This window comes from Streptomyces sp. NPDC008086, from assembly GCF_042957325.1.
GTDB lineage: Bacteria > Actinomycetota > Actinomycetes > Streptomycetales > Streptomycetaceae > Streptomyces.
Genome location: NZ_JBIBIA010000001.1, coordinates 575,904 through 595,184, shown reverse-complemented (window position 1 = coordinate 595,184; position 19,281 = coordinate 575,904). Strand labels below are relative to the sequence as shown.

Here is a 19,281-nt window from a genome sequence, read left to right as displayed (position 1 = left end):
GGCTACGCCGGCGGAGGCATCTCCAGCCCGTCCGGCGTTTGAGGACGAGGCCCGGAGGGCCGACAGCGGGGGTCTGGGGGCGCAGCCCCCAGGGATGGGACGTGTAGGGGCGGCGGGGGCGAGGGAAGCGGGGTCAGCGCCCGGCGGTGGACATGCGAAGGGCCCCGAACCAACCCGGTCCGGGGCCGACCCAGCGGAGCGCTACGGCAGCTGCGCCGCCCGCGCCTCCCGCCGATTGTCACGGAAGTTGTTCACTCGACGAGCAGTGGCGAACAGCGGAATCACCGCGCCCATCACCAGCTGAAGCGCGCAACCCGTCTGCAGCAGAAGCTGCCCGCTCGGGGCGTCGAAGGCCCACGCGGCCAGCAGCCCCATCGACACGACGATCCAGGACAGCATCGCCACCGCGAGCCGTCCCCGCGGCTTCGGGTACTCGACCCGGCTCACCATCAGCCACGCGGTCCCCAGAATCGCCAGCAGCGTCGCCACGAAGGGCAGCTCCAGCAGCACGATCGAGACCACCGTCAGTGCCCCGAACGGCGAGGGCATGCCCTGGAACATGCCGTTCGGGACGGTCACACACGAGAACCGGGCGAGTCTCAGCACCACCGCCAGCAGAACGACGATCGCGCCGACCGCAGCCACCCGCTCGTGCGCGTCGTTGGCGACCATGCCGTAGACCAGGACGAAGTACGCCGGGGCCAGGCCGAAGCTGATCAGGTCCGAGAGGTTGTCCAGCTCCGCGCCCATGGGGGAGGAGCGGAGCTTCCTCGCCACCAGGCCGTCGAACAGATCGAAGACCGCCGCGCACAGCATCAGGATGACCGCTGTGGCCGCGCTGTTGCGGGCCATGCCCAGATCGTCACCCGAGAGGTGCGGGATCAGGATGCCGGTGGTGGTGAAGTACACCGCCATGAAGCCGCAGGTCGCGTTACCGAGGGTCAGGGTGTCCGCTATCGACAGGCGGAGCGAAAGAGGCATCTCCTCTTCGTCGACCTCGTCGGCCTCGGGCACCCAGCCCGGCTGAGTCTCAGGATCAATCACGGTCAATGCGAGTCACCCCAGCCACGGTCTTCTGCCCGACCTCGACCGCGACCTCCACGCCCTCGGGCAGGTAGATGTCGACACGGGAGCCGAAGCGGATCAGACCGATACGGTCGCCCTGCTCGACCTTCGTGCCCTGCGGGATGTAGGGGACGATGCGACGGGCCACCGCCCCGGCGATCTGGATCATCTCGATGTCGCCGAGTTCGGTGTCGAAATGCCAGACTACGCGCTCGTTGTTCTCGCTCTCCTTGTTGAACGCCGGAACGAACCCGCCCGGGATGTGCTCGACGGACGTGACCGTGCCGGAGAGCGGCGCGCGGTTGACGTGGACGTTGAGCGGGCTCATGAAGATCGCGACGCGGGTGCGGCCGTCCTTCCACGGCATGATGCTCTGCACCACACCGTCGGCGGGCGAGATGACCCGGCCCTGGGCGATCTCGCGCTCGGGGTCGCGGAAGAACCACAGCATGCCCGCCGCGAGCGCGGTGGCGGGTACGGCCACGGCCTTGGCGACGCCGGAGCGGCGTGCGCGGGCCAGGCTGAGGGCTGCGGTGGCGACGGTCGGGAGAAGCCACGGCGATGCTCCGCGCGCGAGGCGTACGCCGGCCCGGCTGTCGCGTGGTGCAGAGGTTTGGCTGTGGGGCATGGATGACCTTCGTAGCGGATGATGCCGCGCTTCGACGGGGGACGGCGGCTTTCCGGGGATCGTACCGGTCGCGGGCCGCAACTGGGCAAGCCAGGAAGCCGAGTCGGCGGCTGAAGAGTGTTGACGGGGTGTGATCTTCTTCTCGAAGAAAACACCCCGAACCCGGACATCTAGCCCTGGAAGCGATACTCTTCGAGCAACCTGCGACCGATGATCATTTTCTGGATCTCGGCGGTACCTTCACCGATAAGCAGCATCGGAGCCTCTCGGTAGAGGCGCTCGATCTCGTACTCCTTGGAGAAGCCGTAGCCGCCGTGGATCCGGAAAGCATCCTCCACGACCTCCTTGCAGTACTCGGAGGCGAGGTACTTCGCCATCCCAGCCTCAAGGTCGTTTCGTTCTCCGGAGTCCTTTTTGCGTGCCGCGTTCACCATCATGGCATGGGCCGCCTCGACCTTGGTACCCATCTCGGCCAGCTTGAACTGGATCGCCTGGTGCTGGGCGATCGGCTTGCCGAAGGTGTGCCGCTGCTGGGCGTACTGGACACCGAGCTCGAACGCACGCTGAGCGACGCCGCAGCCACGCGCCGCCACATTGACGCGCCCGACCTCGACGCCGTCCATCATTTGGTAAAAACCTCGGCCCGTGACGCCGCCGAGTACACGATTGGCCGGAATGCGCAGGCCGTCCATGATGAGCTCGGTCGTGTCGACGCCCTTGTAGCCCATCTTGTCGATCTTGCCGGGGATGGTGAGGCCCGGGCGGACCTCTCCGAAGCCGGGCTCCTTCTCGACGAGGAAGGTCGTCATCGACTTGTGGGGCGCGGTGCCCTCGGGGTGTCCTTCGTCACTTCGGACGAGGACGGCGACCAGAGACGACGTTCCGCCGTTCGTCAGCCACATCTTCTGGCCGTTCAGGACGTACTCCTCGCCGTCCTTCACCGCCTTCGACGTGATGGCCGACACATCGGAGCCGAGGGCCGGCTCCGACATCGAGAAGGCGCCGCGGATGTCGCCGGCCGCCATGCGCGGCAGGAAGTGGTCCTTCTGCTCCTGCGTGCCGTGCTGCTTGAGCATGTACGCCACGATGAAGTGCGTGTTGATGATGCCGGACACCGACATCCAGCCACGGGCGATCTCCTCGACGCACAGGGCGTAGGTGAGGAGCGACTCGCCCAGGCCGCCGTACTCCTCGGGGATCATCAGGCCGAACAGGCCGAGTTCCTTGAGGCCGTCGACGATCGCTTGCGGGTACTCGTCGCGGTGCTCCAGCTCGGTCGCGACCGGGATGATCTCCTTGTCCACGAAGTCGCGGACGGTGGAGAGGATCTCCTGCTGAATGTCCGTCAGACCGGCGGTCTGGGCGAGGCGCGCCATGGCTACTTCTCCTGCTGCTTCAGTTCGGGACGGCCCGGCTGCTCGCCGCCGCGCTCCTTGATGTACGTCTCGGTCGGCACCATGACCTTGCGGCGGAACACGCACACCAGCGTGCCGTCCTGCTTGTAGCCCTTGGTCTCGACGTAGACGATGCCGCGGTCGTTCTTCGACTTGGACGGCCACTTGTCCAGCACCGTCGTCTGGCCGTAGATCGTGTCGCCGTGGAAGGTCGGCGCCACGTGCTTGAGCGACTCGATCTCCAGGTTGGCGATCGCCTTGCCGGAGATGTCCGGCACGCTCATGCCGAGCAGCAGCGAGTAGATGTAGTTGCCGACGACGACGTTCTTGCCGAAGTCCGTCGTCTTCTCCGCATAGTTCGTGTCCATGTGGAGCGGGTGGTGGTTCATGGTGAGGAGACAGAACAGGTGGTCGTCGTACTCCGTGACCGTCTTGCCCGGCCAGTGCTTGTACGTCGCCCCGACCTCGAACTCCTCGTAGGTGCGTCCGAACTGCATCGCGCTCAGGCCTCCGGGATCTCGAACTTGCTGGTGCGCTGCATGCCGGCGGCGCGGCCCTTGCCGGAGATGACCAGGGCCATCTTGCGGCTGGCCTCGTCGATCATCTCGTCGCCGAGCATCGCGGAGCCCTTCTTGCCGCCCGCCTCGGACGTGTAGTAGTCGTACGCGTCCAGGATCAGCTCGGCGTGGTCGTAGTCCTCCTGGGAGGGCGAGAAGATCTCGTTGGACGCCTCGACCTGGCCCGGGTGCAGCACCCACTTGCCGTCGAAACCGAGGGCCGCGGCACGCTGGGCGACCTCGCGGTAGCCGTCGATGTTGCGGATCTGCAGGTAGGGGCCGTCGATCGCCTGGAGGTTGTTGGCGCGGGCGGCCATCAGGATCTTCATCAGGATGTAGTGGTAGGCGTCTGCCGGGTAGCCGGGCGGCTGCTCGCCCACGACCAGCGACTTCATGTTGATGGACGCCATGAAGTCGGCCGGGCCGAAGATGATCGTCTCGACGCGCTGGGAGGCCGTCGCGATCTCGTTGACGTTGTTCAGGCCCTGGGCGTTCTCGATCTGCGCCTCGATGCCGATCTTGCCGACCTCGAAGCCCATCGTCTTCTCGATCTGGGTGAGAAGGAGGTCGAGCGCGACGATCTGCTCGGCCGTCTGCACCTTCGGCAGCATGATGCAGTCGAGGTTCTGCCCGGCGCCCTCGACGACCGTGACGACGTCGCGGTACGTCCACTCGGTCGTCCAGTCGTTGACGCGCACGACCCTCGTCTTGCCCGTCCAGTCGCCCTCGTTGAGGAACTTGACGATGGTGTGCCGCGCCTCGGGCTTGGCGAGCGGGGCGCACGCGTCCTCCAGGTCGAGGAAGACCTGGTCGGCGGGGAGGCCCTGGGCCTTCTCCAGGAAGCGGGGGTTGCTTCCCGGTACGGCGAGGCAGGAGCGCCGCGGGCGAAGGCGGTTGACCTGCGGGGCGGGCGTGGTCATGCGGGGACCTCCAGGGGGTCGAGCTTGTTCGCTTTCCGGATCTCGTCGACGATGCGGCCGATGATTCCGGTGATGTCGAAGTCCTTCGGGGTGAAGACGGCGGCCACTCCGGCGGCCCTGAGCTGCTCGGCGTCACCATTCGGGATGATGCCACCGGCGATCACCGGTATATCTGTGGCACGGGCCACACGGAGCCGTTCCAGCACGTCCGGGACCAGCTGCGCGTGCGAGCCGGAGAGGATCGACAGGCCGACCGCGTGCACGTCCTCCGCGAGGGCCGCGTCCACGATCTGCTCCGGCGTCAGCCGAATGCCCTGGTAGACCACCTCGAAGCCGGCGTCACGCGCGCGCACCGCGATCTGCTCGGCCCCGTTGGAGTGCCCGTCCAGGCCCGGCTTGCCGACCAGGAAGCGCAGCTTGCCGACGCCCATGTCCTTGGCCGTCAGGTCGACCTTGCGGCGGACCTGCGCCAGGGCCGAGCCCTCCTCGGCGGGGATCGCCACCGGCGCCGACGACACCCCGGTCGGCGCCCGGAACTCGCCGAACACCTCGCGCAGCGCCCCGGCCCACTCGCCGGTCGTGACCCCGGCGCGGGCGCACTCCAGGGTGGCCTCCATCAGGTTGGCGGTGCCCTTCGCGGCCTCCTTCAGCTTCTCCAGCGCCTTGCACGGACGCGGGTGGTTGAAGGGCGGCTGGTAGCGGGTGTCGCGCCAGTTCTGAAGGCCCGCGATCACCCGGGCCTCGACCGCGGGGTCGACCGTCTGGATGGCCGTGTCGAGATCGGCGGTCAGCGGGTTCGGCTCGGTGCCCTCGAAGGCGTTGACACCGATGATCTTCTCCTGGCCGGACTCGATCCGGCCCCGGCGCTCGGCGTGCGAGGAGACCAGCTGGGACTTGAGGTAGCCGGACTCGACGGCGGCCATCGCGCCGCCCATCTCCTGGATGCGGTCGATCTCCGCGAGAGAGGCCTCGACCAGCTCGTCCACCTTCGTCTCGATCACCTTCGAGCCCTCGAAGATGTCCTCGTACTCCAGCAGATCGCTCTCGTACGCCAGCACCTGCTGGATCCGCAGCGACCACTGCTGGTCCCAGGGCCGGGGCAGGCCCAGCGCCTCGTTCCAGGCGGGCAGCTGCACGGCACGCGCGCGGGCGTCCTTCGACAGCGTCACGGCCAGCATCTCCAGCACGATCCGCTGGACGTTGTTCTCCGGCTGCGCCTCGGTCAGCCCGAGGGAGTTGACCTGGACGCCGTACCGGAAGCGGCGCTGCTTGGGGTTCTCGATGCCGTAGCGCTCGCGCGTGACCTGGTCCCAGATCCGCCCGAACGCCCGCATCTTGCACATCTCCTCGATGAAGCGGACGCCCGCGTTCACGAAGAAGGAGATACGGGCCACGACGTCCCCGAACTTCTCGGCGGGGACCTGCCCTGAATCGCGCACGGCATCGAGAACCGCTATCGCGGTGGACATCGCGTACGCGATCTCCTGGACCGGCGTGGCGCCCGCCTCCTGCAGGTGGTAGCTGCAGATGTTGATCGGGTTCCACTTCGGGATCTGGGAGACCGTGTACGCGATCATGTCCGTCGTCAGCCGGAGTGAGGGCCCCGGCGGGAAGACGTGCGTCCCCCGCGACAGGTACTCCTTGACGATGTCGTTCTGGGTCGTGCCCTGGAGCTTGGTGATGTCCGCGCCCTGCTCCTCGGCGACGACCTGGTAGAGCGCCAGCAGCCACATGGCGGTGGCGTTGATCGTCATCGAGGTGTTCATCTGCTCCAGGGGGATGTCCTGGAACAGCCGGCGCATGTCACCGAGATGGGCCACCGGCACGCCGACCCGGCCGACCTCGCCGCGGGCGAGGATGTGGTCGGAGTCGTAGCCGGTCTGGGTCGGCAGGTCGAACGCGACCGACAGACCTGTCTGCCCCTTGGCGAGGTTGCGCCGGTACAGCTCGTTGGACGCCTCGGCCGTGGAGTGACCGGCATAGGTCCGCATGAGCCACGGCCGGTCCTTCTCCCGCTTGCCTTCGGCGGGCTGACGCTCAGTCATCTATGACCTCGGGTGTCTCAGATGTCGCGGATCAGATGTTGCGGAAGCGGTTGATGGCGTCGATGTGCTTGGCGCGCATCTCCTCGTCGCGCACGCCGAGACCTTCCTCGGGGGCGAGGCACAGGACGCCGACCTTGCCCTGGTGGAGGTTGCGGTGCACGTCGTAGGCCGCCTGGCCGGTCTCCTCCAGGGAGTAGACCTTCGACAGCGTCGGGTGGATCTTGCCCTTCGCGATGAGCCGGTTGGCCTCCCAGGCCTCGCGGTAGTTGGCGAAGTGCGAGCCGATGATCCGCTTCAGGGACATCCACAGGTAGCGGTTGTCGTACTCGTGCATGTAGCCCGAGGTCGAGGCGCAGGTGGTGATGGTGCCGCCCTTGCGGGTGACGTAGACGCTCGCGCCGAAGGTCTCGCGGCCCGGGTGCTCGAAGACGATGTCGATGTCCTCGCCGCCGGTGAACTCGCGGATGCGCTTGCCGAAGCGCTTCCACTCCTTCGGGTCCTGGGTCCGCTCGTCCTTCCAGAACTTGTAGCCCTCGGCGCTGCGGTCGATGATCGCCTCGGCGCCCATCGAACGGCAGATGTCCGCCTTCTGCTCGCTGGAGACGACGCAGATCGGGTTGGCGCCACCGGCCAGCGCGAACTGCGTGGCGTAGGAGCCGAGGCCACCGCTCGCACCCCAGATCAGGACGTTGTCGCCCTGCTTCATACCGGCGCCGTTGCGGGAGACCAGCTGCCGGTACGCGGTCGAGTTGACCAGACCCGGAGCGGCGGCCTCCTCCCAGCTGAGGTGATCCGGCTTGGGCATCAGCTGGTTGGACTTGACCAGGGCGATCTCGGCGAGGCCGCCGAAGTTGGTCTCGAAGCCCCAGATGCGCTGCTCGGGGTCGAGCATGGTGTCGTTGTGGCCGTCGCTGGACTCCAGCTCGACGGACAGACAGTGGGCGACGACCTCGTCACCGGGCTTCCAGGAGTTGACGCCCGGGCCGGTGCGCAGGACGACGCCCGCGAGGTCGGAGCCGATGATGTGGTACGGCAGGTCGTGGCGCTTGGTCAGCTCACTGAGCCGGCCGTAGCGCTCGAGGAACCCGAAGGTCGACAGGGGCTCGAAGATCGAGGTCCAGACGGAGTTGTAGTTGACCGAGGAGGCCATGACGGCCACCAGGGCCTCGCCCGGTCCGAGCTCCGGAACCGGAACGTCGTCCAGGTGGATCGACTTGCGCGGGTCCTTGTCGCGGGTCTGCAGGCCCGCGAACATCTCCGTCTCGTCCTTGTGCACGGTGATCGCACGGTACGACTCGGGGAGCGGCAGAGCGGCGAAGTCGGCCGGCGTCGATTCCGGCGACTGGATCGCGTCCAGAATGTCCTTCACGGTCACGGTGTTGCCTCCGGCGGTGAGCACCCTGAGGGAGGGGTGCTGAGGGTTACGTCGGTGCTGCTGAGGGTTTGGGTGGGTGCCGTCGGTTCGGCGGATGGTGCTGTTCGGCAGCGCTTTGTGGCGCGGGAGGTTGCCTGTGACGCAGGCGCCGGGCGCGCAGACCCCGGGAGGGGTTTGCGGGGACAGCCGACGTACGAAAGGTCTCTGCACGCCGGCCGCCCGGACTCCTTCAACGTATGGCACGGCGTGTCACGTGGCAAGGCACCGAGTGCCAGAACTTGCCCTCAGATGAAATCTTTACGTAACAAATGAGCGATGATCGATCAAAGCTACCGACGAGTAGGTGCTAATCGGGCGCTTTCGGCCGCCCGCAGACCCTCCAGGGAGCGTCGGTCCCGTGGAGTGGCGTCGGCCACCCCAGGACCCGGCACGCAGTGCCGAAATCAGTTCGCCCGCGCCCCGAAGGAGCGCGGGCGGTGCCGCAGGAGTGGTCAGGCTCCCAGGCCGAGCAGGGCCACTTGCAGCGGCAGTGCGGGCTCCTCGGGCAGAGCCGGGGGCTCTTCGCCGCGGCCCGTGTGCGTGGGCGGGACGGGGCGCAGGCCCTTGATGCCGTCGGCGGCCCACTTGGCGTCGGTCGCGGGGAGGGACAGGGTCATGCGCCGCCCGTCGGCCAACGTGGCTTCGAGCTTGGTCGGGTCGTTCGCCTGCATGGCAACTCACTTCCGTCGCTCAACCATGAAGCGTGTGCTTCGACATGGAGGACGGACGCGCCCGCGCGATAGTTCCGCCTGCGGGGTCTTCCTGAGGTACCTCTGAGGTTTGCTAGGCCCGCTCCTTCAGTGCCTGCTCGATCGTCCGCATCACCTCGTCGAGCGGCGCGTCGGTCCGGGCCACCGTCACCAGCACCTCGCCCTGCGAGGCCACGGAGGCGGGCGTCGTGCGTGGGGCGGTGTCCCGGCCCGCCCCGATGCCCGTGCCGAACGTCCTCCGTACGATCGCGAAGGCGTGGTCGAGCTGCGCCTCCACGTCGCCCTGGCCGCCCGCGCGCAGCCAGCGCCGCAGGACGTGGTTGTGGGCGGTGACCACGGCGGACGCGGCGACCTCCGCGAGCAGCGGGTCGTCGTTGGCGTCGTCGTCGTGCGCGTGCTCGTCGAAGTGGCCGAGGAGATAGCGGGTGAACAGGCGCTCGTAGCGGGCCACCGACGCGATCTCCGCCTCGCGCAGGGTGGGCACCTCGCGGGTCAGCTTGTAGCGGGCGACCGAGATCTCCGGCCGGGCCGCGTACATCCGCATGACTTCCTTGATGCCACGGCACACCGTGTCGAGCGGGTGCTCATGGGCCGGGGCGGCGTTGAGCACCGCCTCGGCGCGGATCAGGGTGTCGTCGTGGTCCGGGAAGATCGCCTCTTCCTTGGAACGGAAGTGGCGGAAGAAGGTACGGCGGGCGACCCCGGCCGCGGCCGCGATCTCGTCGACGGTGGTCGCCTCGTACCCCTTGGTCGCGAACAGCTCCATCGCCGCTGCCGCCAGTTCGCGGCGCATCTTGAGCCGTTGGGCGGCCGCGCGACTGCCGGCGGCACTTTCCGGCGCGTCGGGCGTGGCTGGTGTACGTGAGGACTTGGCGGGCTGGGACATGACCCGAACGTACTGCATGTGCGCAGCTTGATGCGCATGTACGGGGTTTCCCCCGCCCTCGGCGGGCGGGGGAGGGCCGGGTTCGGCGGGCGGGGCCGAGCCGCGCCGGGTGGCCGGAAGCGGGCTGCCGGGGTCCAGCAGCCCGCCCCACTCCTGACCGCTTCTGAACCAGTCCCCCGGCCGCTCAGCGCCGGGCATATTCGCGGAAGCCGCGGCCCGTCTTGCGGCCGAGGCAGCCCGCGGCCACCAGGTGCTCCAGGAGTGGCGCGGGAGCCAGACCCGGGTCGCGGAACTCGCGGTGCAGGACCTTCTCGATCGCCAGGGAGACGTCGAGACCGACGACGTCCAGCAGCTCGAACGGCCCCATCGGGTAGCCGCCGCCCAGCTTCATCGCGGCGTCGATGTCGTCGAGCGTCGCGTAGTGCTCCTCGACCATCTTGATCGCGTTGTTCAGGTACGGGAACAGCAGCGCGTTCACGATGAACCCGGCACGGTCGCCGCAGTCCACGGCGTGCTTCCTGATCCGGGCGCAGACCTCGCGGACCGTGGAGTGGACGTCGTCGGCGGTGAGCACCGTACGGACGACCTCGACCAGCTTCATCGCCGGCGCGGGGTTGAAGAAGTGCATGCCGATGACGTCCTGCGGACGCGAGGTGGCGCGGGCGCAGGCGACGACGGGCAGCGACGAGGTGGTGGTGGCCAGGACCGCGCCCGGCTTGCAGACCTTGTCCAGCGTCGCGAACAGCTGCTGCTTGATCTCCAGGTCCTCGGCGATGGCCTCGACGGCCAGGTCGACGTCGGCGAACGCGTCGTAGGAACCCGCCGCGGTGATCAGGTCCAGGGTCTGCGCGGCGGCCTCGGCGGTCATCCGACCCTTGTCGACAGAGCGCGAAAGCGACTTGCCGATACGGGCCTTCGCGGCCTGCGCCTTCTCCTCGCTGCGGGCGGCCAGCACGACCTCGTACCCGGCCTTGGCGAAGACCTCCGCGATCCCGGACGCCATGGTGCCGGAGCCCGCGACACCGACCGAGCGGACCGTACGGCCGGGGGTGAGGGCGGCGCCGTCCAGCGGCGTCAGCGCGTCCCGCACCACGGTGGCGCTGCCCGGCGCCTCGTACGTGTAGAAGCCGCGGCCCGACTTACGGCCCGTCAGGCCGGCCTCGCTGAGCTGCTTCAGGATCGGCGCGGGGGCGTGCAGCCGGTCACGGGACTCGGCGTACATGGCCTCCAGGACCCGGCGCGCGGTGTCGATGCCGATCAGGTCGAGCAGGGCCAGCGGCCCCATCGGCAGCCCGCAGCCCAGCCGCATCGCGGCGTCGATGTCCTCGCGGGAGGCGTACTTCGCCTCGTACATCGCGGCCGCCTGGTTGAGGTAGCCGAACAGCAGCCCGTCGGCGACGAACCCGGGCCGGTCGCCGACCGCGACGGGCTCCTTGCCGAGGTCCAGGGCGAGGTTGGTGACCGCGGTGACGGCGGCCGGCGCGGTCAGCACGGACGAGACGACCTCGACCAGGCGCATCGCGGGCGCCGGGTTGAAGAAGTGCAGTCCGAGCACGCGCTCGGGGCGGGCCGAGTCGGCGGCCAGCCGCGTGACCGACAGGGCGTTGGTGCCGGTCGCCAGGATCGTCTCGGGGCGCACGATCCCGTCCAGCTCACGGAAGATCTGCTGCTTGATCTCGTACGACTCCGGCGCCACCTCGATGACCAGGTCCGCGTCGGCCGCGGCCCGCAGGTCCGTGAAGGTGCGGACGCGGGCGAGGGCCTCCGTGCGCTCCTGCTCGGTCAGCCGTCCGCGCTCCACGGCACGGGCGGTCGAGGTCTCCAGCGCGGCGACGGCCTTGGCGGCCACGGCCTCGCTGATGTCGATGCCGATGACCTCGCGACCGGCCTTGGCCAGGATCTCGGCGATGCCGGTGCCCATGGTGCCGAGGCCGACGACGGCGACGGTCCTGAGCGGGGACAGAGAGGTGTCGGACGAGGTGTCGGACAGGGGAGTGGCCATCGCGGGACTCCAGGAATGAGGGTGACGACTGGAACGCCCCCGGGCGCGCCGAGCAGGCGCACCGGGTGCGGAGAGGAGTGAGTGCGGGTGTTGTTGCCGGGCTTCTGGCGCACACGCCCGGTTGCCGTCACCGAGCGCGTGCGCACGCGCGGGGGAACGGCGGGTCCGACCGGCCCTGTCCCGGAGCCGAGTCGTACTGAGGTACTCGAAGTACCGAACCGACAACACTCGCGGCGGCTGCGTCACCAGGCCGCCGCAAGCAAAACTGCGAGTGGGTGACTCGCTCGTATGAGCTTAACCGGTGGGTAACGAGCGCGCCAGACCTCGTCTTTGTGATGTAGGTCCCGTGCGGCGGGCCGCTTGCATACGCTCGGCTTCATGGACGAAGAGTTGCGATCACTCACGGAGCGCTTACGGCAGGAGTCCGGGGCGTCGGCCGCGTACGAGCATCTCGTGGCGAGCGAGGACCCCGACGAACTGGCGAGGGTGCTCACCGCGCCCGGACAGCCGCTGTGGGCCCGGGAGCTGGCCGCGTTCCGGCTGGGTCTCGCGGGCGACCGGCGGGCCTTCGAGTCCCTCGTCCTGCTGCTCAACCACCGCGATCCGGAGCGCTGCGTCTCCGCCGCCCACGCTCTCGCCCGCCTCGGCGACCCGCGCACGGCCCGCGCGGCGGCCGCCCTCGCCACCAACGAACTCCGCGTCGCCTACGCCCTGCTCCCGGTCCGCCTCCTGGTCGAACTGCGCGCCCCCGAGGCCGTACCCGCCCTGATCACCACCCTGGAACGCCGCCTGCGCCCCCACGACCCCTACCGCCGGGTGGCCCTCGCCTGCGTGGAGGGCCTCGGCACCCTCGGCGACTCCCGCGCCAGACGCGTCCTGAACGAGGCCCTGGCCCACCCGGCGCTGGCGGAGGCGGCGGTCCGGGCACTGGCGCGGATTCCGCGTCAGCGGTGAGCCCCCAGCTCCCGCGCGTACCGCACCTCGGGCACCTCGACGCCGTCCACCTCGAAGGGTTCCTCGGCGCCGTCCGCCCGGAAGCCCGCCCGCTCGTAGAAGCGCCGGGCGCGGGTGTTGTCCTTGAGGACCCACAGGAGCATGCGGCGGCGTCCGGCGGCCGTGCACCGGCGTATCGACTCCTGGAGCAGGGCGTGTCCCGTGCCGGCGCCGTACCGTACGGGGTCCACGTAGAGGGCGTACAACTCGGCGTCCTCGGTGTGCGCTTCGCCGTTGCGGTACGGGCCGTGGCAGGCCCAGCCGACGACCCTGTCCTCCTCCTCCGCGACCAGGTTCACCACCCCGCGGCCCGCCCCCGTGAAGTGGACGCGGCGGCGCTCGGCGTCCTGGGCCACGTCCATGGCGTCCAGGTACGACTGCGGCATGAGCCCCTGATAGGCGCTGCGCCAGCCGCCGACCCGGATCTCGGCGACGCGGTCGCAGTCGGCCAGACGCATACGGCGGATTCCGATTCGGTGATCGTCGTTCATGGCGGCACCCTAGAAGCTGCCCGCCCCGGTCGTCCTCCTTTTAGCCGCCAGGAGGTCGGACCGCCGGGCGGCCAGGGGCTCAGTGCCGGAAACCGATCAGCTGGTGCAGTTCCGCCCCGCGGGCCGAAGTCGCCGCCACCTTGGAGGTCAACGGCTTCGGGTCGGGCCTGGCCTCGCACACCGCGTCGACCGCGCCCGTGCCGCGCGGCACGGTGCCGTCGGTCAGATAGGCCGCGAGATGTCTGTCCAGACAGGGGTTGCCGCCCAGCGTGATGCCGTGGTTGCCGCCGCCGCGCTCGACCACCAGGCTGGAGCGGGCCAGCTGCCGGTGCACCGTGACGGCGCCCTGGTACGGGGTGGCCGCGTCACCGGTGGACTGGAACAGCAGCACCGGTGCCACCTTGCTGTTGGCGACGCTCACCGAGGGCAGCGAGGTCTTCGGCCAGAACGCGCACGGCGCGTTGTACCAGGCGTTGTTCCAGGTCATGAACGGTGCCTTCGCGTACACGGCCCAGTTGTCCGCCCGCCACCGGTGCCAGTCGCGGGACCAGGCGGCGTCCCGGCACTGCACGGAGGTGTAGATGCTGTAGCCGTTCTCGTCGGACGCGTCCGAGGCGCCGAACTTGTCGTACGCCTTGATCAGCGGACCGGCGTCCTTGCTGTTCGCGTACGCCGCGAACGCCTGGGCGAGGTAGGGCCAGTAGCCGTTGAAGTAGCCGCCGGGAAGGAAGGTGTCCTCCAGCTCGGACGCGCCGACCTTGCCGCCGGCCGGAGCGTTGCCCAGGGCCGTCCGCATCGCGTACCACTTGGCCTCGACCCTGGAGGGGTCGGCGCCGAGCCGGTACGTCCTGTCGTGCCGGGCGACCCACGCCAGGAAGGCGCGGTGCCGGTCGTCGAAGGCGATGTCCTGCGCGAGGTTGGCGTCGTACCAGACGCCGGTGGGGTCGACGACCGAGTCCAGGGCCGCGCGCCGCACCCGCTGCGGGAAGAGCTTGGCGTAGACCGTGCCGAGGTAGGTGCCGTACGAGTAGCCGAAGTAGTTGATCTGCCGTGCGCCGAGGGCCGCGCGGATCAGGTCCATGTCGCGCACGGCGCTGACGGTGTTGACGTACGGCAGCACGTCCGCGTACTTCTCACCGCAGGCCCGCGCGAAGGACTTGGCCCGCTGGAGGTTGGCCCGCTCGATCCGAAGGGTGCGGGGCACGGAGTCCGGGCGGACGGGGGCGAAGTAGCCGGGGTCGCAGTTGAGGGCGGGCTTGCTCCTGCCGACCCCGCGGGGGTCGAAGCCGATGACGTCGTACTGCGCCGCCACCTCCTTGGGCAGTGCGGCGGCGACGAACCCGGCGAGCGTGAGACCGCTGCCGCCGGGGCCGCCCGGGTTGACCAGCAGCGGGCCCTGGTACTTCTTCGCCGTGTGCGGGACGCGGGACAGCGCGAGGGTGATGCGCCGGCCGTGCGGGTCGGCGTGGTCGAGGGGCACGTCGAGGGACGCGCACTGGAGGGTCGGGTACTTGGTGGTGCCGCACTTCTTCCAGGCCAGGGGGACGGCCTGAGTGGTCGCCGTGGCGGCGGGGGCGGCCGTCACGCTTCCGGCCAGGACGACGGCGGCGCCGCACAGCAGGGCTGCGCGTTTTCCCATGGGGTCCTCCCAGGACGGAGCGTTCCGGACCGCGAAAGGCCACGGTCCTGGCCGCATTCATCCCGGAACGGACGCCTGGAAGAACACATTCTGATCAGACTTGACCCTATTGGATCGCAGATGCCCTCCAATGCGCCTCGGACCTCCAGTGCCCTCAGAGCAGGGAGAGCTGGGTCGGTTCGGACGGCGTCTGCCCTGTCGGCGCCGGTTCGGGCTCGCGGATCCGGCGCGGCATCCCCGCGCGCGTGGGCCCGATGCCGTACTCCTGCGCCAGATCGTGGACCTGACGGGTGATGCGGCGCTGGTACCACTTGGGTGCGTAGGCGCCGTCCGCGTACAGCCGCTCGTAGCGGCGCACCAGATGCGGGTGCTCGCGGCCGAGCCAGGCCATGAACCACTCGCGCGCCCCCGGCCGCAGATGCAGCACCAGCGGGGTGACCGAGGTCGCCCCGGAGGCGGCTATCGCCCGCACGGTGGCCCGCAGTTGGGCCGGCTGGTCGCTCAGGAACGGGATCACCGGAGCCATCAGCACCCCGCACCCGAGCCCGTGCTCGGCCAGGGTCCGTACGACGTCCAGGCGCCGCTCGGGCGCGGGCGTGCCCGGCTCCACGGTGCGCCACAGCTCGGGGTCGACGAAGCCGACCGAGACGGAGATGCCGACGTCGGTCACCTCGGCGGACTGCTTCAGCAGCTCCAGGTCGCGCAGGATCAGCGTGCCCTTGGTCAGGATCGAGTACGGGTTGGCGTGGTCGCGCAGGGCGGCGAGGATGCCCGGCATCAGCCGGTAGCGGCCCTCGGCCCGCTGGTAGCAGTCGACGTTCGTGCCCATCGCTATGTGATCGCCCTGCCAGCGGCGCGAGGAGAGCTGGCGGCGCAGCAGCTCCGGCGCGTTCACCTTGACCACGATCTGGGAGTCGAAGCCGAGGCCCGTGTCCAAGTCGAGATAGCTGTGGGTCTTGCGGGCGAAGCAGTACACGCACGCGTGCGAGCAGCCCCGGTAGGGGTTGACCGTCCACTCGAAGGGCATGCGCGAGGCGCCCGGCACCCGGTTGACGATGGAGCGGGCCCGGATCTCGTGGAACGTGATCCCGGCGAACTCGGGCGTGTCGAAGGTGCGGGTGACCACGGCGTCCGCGCCGAACAGCGCGGAGTCGGCCCGGCTGTGGTCGGACTCCAGGGTGAGGTTCTCCCAGCGCATGGTGCCTCCTCGGTAGCACTGACCCCAGAATAGAACACACGTTCCCTTGATCGTGCGACCTGTTTCCCCGCTTCGTTTCCGATCGCTGCGCGACCGCTTCCGTGAGCTGATCGGGACCCCGATTTGGGCGCTGTGGCGGCGGGGTGGTTGGCTTGCTCCAACCCCCGAGAAATCAGGTCCTGGAGGAAGTCAATGGCGCAGGTCGAGGCCACTACGGAGCGGGTCGTCGCGGCGGACGCGGAGAAGGTGTTCGACGCCCTCGCCGACTACAGCGGCACGCGGGAGACGGTCCTGCCCGAGCACTTCAGTGAGTACGAGGTGCGCGAGGGCGGCGACGGCGAGGGCACCCTCGTCCACTGGAAGCTGCAGGCCACCAGCAAGCGCGTACGCGACTGCCTCCTGGAGGTCAGCGAGCCCACCGACGGCGAGCTCGTCGAGAAGGACCGCAACTCCTCCATGGTCACCACCTGGCGCGTCACCCCGGCCGGCGAGGGCAGGTCCCGGGTCGTCGTCACCACCACCTGGCAGGGCGCGGGCGGCATCGGCGGCTTCTTCGAGAAGACCTTCGCGCCCAAGGGCCTCGGCCGTATCTACGACGCGCTGCTCGCCAACCTCGCCACCGAGATCGAGAAGTAAGTCCCCGGTGTACGGGGGCCCTTGGCCCCCTCACCGGTTCGGGTGGATCTCGGCCGTGTCCGGGACGGCACCGTAACTCGCCGTGCTTGCTCGTAGTTGTCGCCTAATGCGGGAATTGTGAGCAGGTACGGCGAGGGGAGCGGTCCGTGGGCGGCGCGACTTTGGTGCAGGACGAGACCGTCACCGCACCTCCTCCACCGGCTCCGCCCCAGGACGCCGAGCCCCGATTGAGTCCGCGCCGGGTGCGCCTGGTCTTCTTCGGGCTGATGCTCGCGCTGCTGCTGGCCGCGCTGGAGCAGATGATCGTCGCCACCGCGCTGCCGAAGATCGTCGGCGAGCTGCACGGCCTGGACAGGATGTCCTGGGCGATCACCGCCTACCTGCTCACCGCCACCGTCGGACTGCCGGTCTACGGCAAGCTCGGCGACCTCCTCGGCCGCAAGGGCGTCTTCCAGTTCGCGATCGTCGTCTTCGTCGTCGGCTCCGCGCTCGCCGGACGGGCCGAGACCATGGACCAGCTGATCGCCTACCGCGCGGTCCAGGGCGTCGGCGCCGGCGGGCTCATGATCGGCGTCCAGGCGATCATCGCCGACATCGTCCCGGCCCGGGAGCGCGGCCGCTTCATGGGCCTGATCGGCGCCGCGTTCGGCCTCGCCTCGGTCGCCGGACCCCTGCTGGGCGGCTACTTCACCGACCACCTCTCCTGGCGCTGGTGCTTCTACGTCAACGTCCCCTTCGGCCTGCTCACCCTGGCCGTCGTCGCCGTCGTGCTGAAGCTGCCCAAACCGAAGGCCAGGGCCCGGCTCGACGTCCTCGGCGCCCTGCTGCTCGCCGCCGCCTCCACCTGCCTGGTGCTGCTGACCAGTTGGGGCGGCACCGAGTACGCCTGGGACTCCCGCGTCATCCTCGGCCTCGGCGCCGGAGCGGCCCTCGCCACCGTCCTCTTCCTCGTCGCCGAGCACCACGCCGCCGAACCCCTCATCCCGCTCAGGCTGTTCAGGGACTCCGTCTTCAACGTCACCGGACTCGTCGGCCTGGTGATCGGCGTCGCCCTGTTCGGCGCCGCCAGCTATCTGCCGACCTACCTCCAGATGGTCGACGGGGCCACGGCCACCGAGTCGGGCCTGCTGATGCTGCCCATGATGGGCGGCATCGTCGGAGCCTCCATCGTCTGCGGCCAACTCATCAGCCTCACCGGCCGCTACAAGATCTACACCGTGCTCGGCAGCGCGCTCTCGGCCGTCGGCATGTGGCTGCTGTCCCGCCTCGAAGTGGACACGCCCCGGCTGCACTACAGCCTCTGGATGGCCGTACTCGGCGCCGGCATCGGCATGGTGATGCCGGTCCTGATCCTCGCCGTGCAGAACTCCGTGCGCCCCACCGACCTGGGCACCGCCACCAGCGCCAACAACTACTTCCGGCAGATCGGCGGCAGCGTCGGCGCCGCGGTCTTCGGCACCCTCTTCGCCGACCGGCTCGCCGACGCCCTGGCCGAACGCCTGCCCACGCGCGCGGGCGCCGAGCTGCCCGAGCCCGAGTCCATCACCCCGCAGCTCGTCCACACCCTGCCCTCGGCGCTGCGTGACGACTACATCCAGGCCTATGCCGACGCCATGCCGAGGATCTTCCTCTACCTCGTGCCGGTGCTCGTCCTCGGGCTGCTCATCGCCTTCTTCCTCAAGGAGAAACCCCTGGTGTCCCACAACGCCCCGGCCCCGGAGACGGACGCGGCGCCGGTGAACCCCTCGATTCCGCAGGCCCGTTCGCAGTACGCCGCCGAAGTCCCCGTCCGCGGCACGGTGCAGCATCCCGATGGGACGTACGTGCGCCACGCGGCGCTCACGCTCATCGACATCACCGGGCAGCAGGTCGGGCGCGGCGCGAGCGGCGAGGACGGGCGGTACGCGCTGGCGACGCCGGGCCCCGGCTCGTACGTCATGATCGCGGCGGCGGGCGGCCACCAGCCGCAGGCCGTCTCCGTGACCGTCGGCGACGGCCCCGTCGAACTGGACATCGTCCTCGGCGGCGCCGGACGCCTCGCCGGCCGGGTCCTCACCCCGGACGGCACCCCCGTGGACGCCACCGTCACCCTCACCGACGTGCACGGCGAGGTCGTCGCCACCACCCGCAGCGGAAGCGAGGGCGGCTATGTCATCACCGAACTCGTCGCCGGCGAGTACACCCTCGCCGCGAGCGCGGCCGCGTTCCGCCCGGCCGCCGTCCCCGTCACCGTCAAGGCCGCGCGGGAGACCCGCCAGGACATCGAACTCGCCGGCGGCGCCCTGCTGCGCGGCACCGTGCGGGCGGGTGGCGGACGCCCCGTCGAGGACGCGCGCGTGACCCTCCTCGACGTGGCGGGCAACGTCCTGGACACCCTCACCACGGGACCGGACGGCACGTTCCGCTTCGTCGACCTGGCCACCGGCGAGTACACGGTCATCGCCACCGGTTACCCGCCGGTCGCCACCGTGCTCCAGGTCGCCGGAGGCGGCCGTACGGAACGCGATCTTCAGCTCGGGCACGAGGACTGAGCCGACGACCGGGACCCGGGCCTGTCCTGCGCGGATGCCGTCCGGACAGGCCCGTCGGCCGGTGCGCGAACCGACGTGAACCCGTCTCATCAATTCCCGTATTGCGGCACATCACCTCGGCGGGGAGCCGTACGGTGGTGGGGGCGCGCAGATCTTGCGGAGCCTTGGGGAG

At 69.6% G+C, this 19,281-nt stretch carries 16 protein-coding genes; 3 read left to right on the top strand and 13 right to left on the bottom strand.

What is annotated here, in order from left to right:
• Nucleotides 1–201: 201 nt before the first annotated feature.
• From pssA to ACFZBP_RS02620, 10 genes are all read right to left on the bottom strand, one after another.
• The gene (pssA, locus tag ACFZBP_RS02665; RefSeq protein ID WP_391410327.1) at nucleotides 202–1,014 is read right to left on the bottom strand and encodes a CDP-diacylglycerol--serine O-phosphatidyltransferase; all 813 of its coding nucleotides are present in this window, start codon (nucleotides 1,012–1,014) and stop codon (nucleotides 202–204) included.
• A gap of 22 nt (nucleotides 1,015–1,036) precedes the next feature.
• A complete protein-coding gene (locus ACFZBP_RS02660) occupies nucleotides 1,037–1,693 on the bottom strand; it encodes a phosphatidylserine decarboxylase (protein ID WP_048579466.1) in 657 nt (218 codons plus the stop codon).
• A 170-nt stretch (nucleotides 1,694–1,863) separates the two neighbouring features.
• The gene (locus ACFZBP_RS02655) at nucleotides 1,864–3,069 is read right to left on the bottom strand and encodes an acyl-CoA dehydrogenase family protein (RefSeq protein WP_383449368.1); all 1,206 of its coding nucleotides are present in this window, start codon (nucleotides 3,067–3,069) and stop codon (nucleotides 1,864–1,866) included.
• Nucleotides 3,070–3,071: 2 nt separating this feature from the next.
• Nucleotides 3,072–3,584 carry a MaoC family dehydratase gene (locus ACFZBP_RS02650; RefSeq protein ID WP_062716551.1) on the bottom strand — a complete coding sequence of 171 codons (513 nt, stop codon included), beginning with the start codon at nucleotides 3,582–3,584 and terminating at the stop codon, nucleotides 3,072–3,074.
• Between the two features lie 5 nt (nucleotides 3,585–3,589).
• The gene (locus ACFZBP_RS02645; RefSeq protein WP_391409474.1) at nucleotides 3,590–4,564 is read right to left on the bottom strand and encodes an aldolase/citrate lyase family protein; all 975 of its coding nucleotides are present in this window, start codon (nucleotides 4,562–4,564) and stop codon (nucleotides 3,590–3,592) included.
• A complete protein-coding gene (locus tag ACFZBP_RS02640) occupies nucleotides 4,561–6,609 on the bottom strand; it encodes a methylmalonyl-CoA mutase family protein (protein WP_391409473.1) in 2,049 nt (682 codons plus the stop codon). Before ACFZBP_RS02640 ends, ACFZBP_RS02645 begins: the two co-directional genes overlap by 4 nt.
• A 31-nt stretch (nucleotides 6,610–6,640) precedes the next feature.
• The gene (gene ccrA, locus ACFZBP_RS02635) at nucleotides 6,641–7,984 is read right to left on the bottom strand and encodes a crotonyl-CoA carboxylase/reductase (RefSeq protein WP_391409472.1); all 1,344 of its coding nucleotides are present in this window, start codon (nucleotides 7,982–7,984) and stop codon (nucleotides 6,641–6,643) included.
• Between the two features lie 491 nt (nucleotides 7,985–8,475).
• Complete coding sequence (locus ACFZBP_RS02630) at nucleotides 8,476–8,694, bottom strand: hypothetical protein (protein WP_391409471.1); 219 nt, start codon at nucleotides 8,692–8,694, stop codon at nucleotides 8,476–8,478.
• A 112-nt stretch (nucleotides 8,695–8,806) separates the two neighbouring features.
• Nucleotides 8,807–9,619, bottom strand: a complete 813-nt coding sequence (locus ACFZBP_RS02625; RefSeq protein WP_383449364.1) for a TetR family transcriptional regulator — start codon at nucleotides 9,617–9,619, stop codon at nucleotides 8,807–8,809.
• A gap of 184 nt (nucleotides 9,620–9,803) precedes the next feature.
• Nucleotides 9,804–11,621 (bottom strand): 3-hydroxyacyl-CoA dehydrogenase family protein, encoded by a 1,818-nt coding sequence (locus ACFZBP_RS02620; RefSeq protein ID WP_383449363.1) that lies wholly within the window; start codon nucleotides 11,619–11,621, stop codon nucleotides 9,804–9,806.
• Between the two features lie 378 nt (nucleotides 11,622–11,999).
• On the opposite strand from ACFZBP_RS02620, the gene ACFZBP_RS02615 reads away from it, so the two are divergent.
• Nucleotides 12,000–12,575 carry an adenylosuccinate lyase gene (locus tag ACFZBP_RS02615; RefSeq protein WP_391409470.1) on the top strand — a complete coding sequence of 192 codons (576 nt, stop codon included), beginning with the start codon at nucleotides 12,000–12,002 and terminating at the stop codon, nucleotides 12,573–12,575.
• Here ACFZBP_RS02615 and ACFZBP_RS02610 read toward each other — a convergent pair.
• The 3 genes from ACFZBP_RS02610 to ACFZBP_RS02600 all read right to left on the bottom strand — a co-directional run bounded on the left by ACFZBP_RS02610 (nucleotide 12,566) and on the right by ACFZBP_RS02600 (nucleotide 15,942).
• Entirely contained in the window at nucleotides 12,566–13,105 is a 540-nt protein-coding gene (locus ACFZBP_RS02610) for a GNAT family N-acetyltransferase (protein WP_391409469.1), read from the bottom strand. The two genes, ACFZBP_RS02615 and ACFZBP_RS02610, sit on opposite strands and share 10 nt — an antisense overlap.
• A 79-nt stretch (nucleotides 13,106–13,184) precedes the next feature.
• Complete coding sequence (locus ACFZBP_RS02605) at nucleotides 13,185–14,744, bottom strand: alpha/beta fold hydrolase (protein ID WP_391409468.1); 1,560 nt, start codon at nucleotides 14,742–14,744, stop codon at nucleotides 13,185–13,187.
• A gap of 154 nt (nucleotides 14,745–14,898) precedes the next feature.
• Nucleotides 14,899–15,942: an Rv2578c family radical SAM protein gene (locus ACFZBP_RS02600; RefSeq protein ID WP_391409467.1), complete on the bottom strand. Its 1,044-nt coding sequence runs from the start codon at nucleotides 15,940–15,942 to the stop codon at nucleotides 14,899–14,901.
• 192 nt (nucleotides 15,943–16,134) lie between these two features.
• Between ACFZBP_RS02600 and ACFZBP_RS02595 the strand changes: the two genes are divergently transcribed.
• Both ACFZBP_RS02595 and ACFZBP_RS02590 read left to right on the top strand, forming a co-directional pair.
• Nucleotides 16,135–16,578 carry an SRPBCC family protein gene (locus ACFZBP_RS02595; protein WP_383449350.1) on the top strand — a complete coding sequence of 148 codons (444 nt, stop codon included), beginning with the start codon at nucleotides 16,135–16,137 and terminating at the stop codon, nucleotides 16,576–16,578.
• 146 nt (nucleotides 16,579–16,724) lie between these two features.
• The gene (locus ACFZBP_RS02590) at nucleotides 16,725–19,109 is read left to right on the top strand and encodes a DHA2 family efflux MFS transporter permease subunit (RefSeq protein ID WP_391409466.1); all 2,385 of its coding nucleotides are present in this window, start codon (nucleotides 16,725–16,727) and stop codon (nucleotides 19,107–19,109) included.
• Nucleotides 19,110–19,281 lie beyond the last annotated feature (172 nt).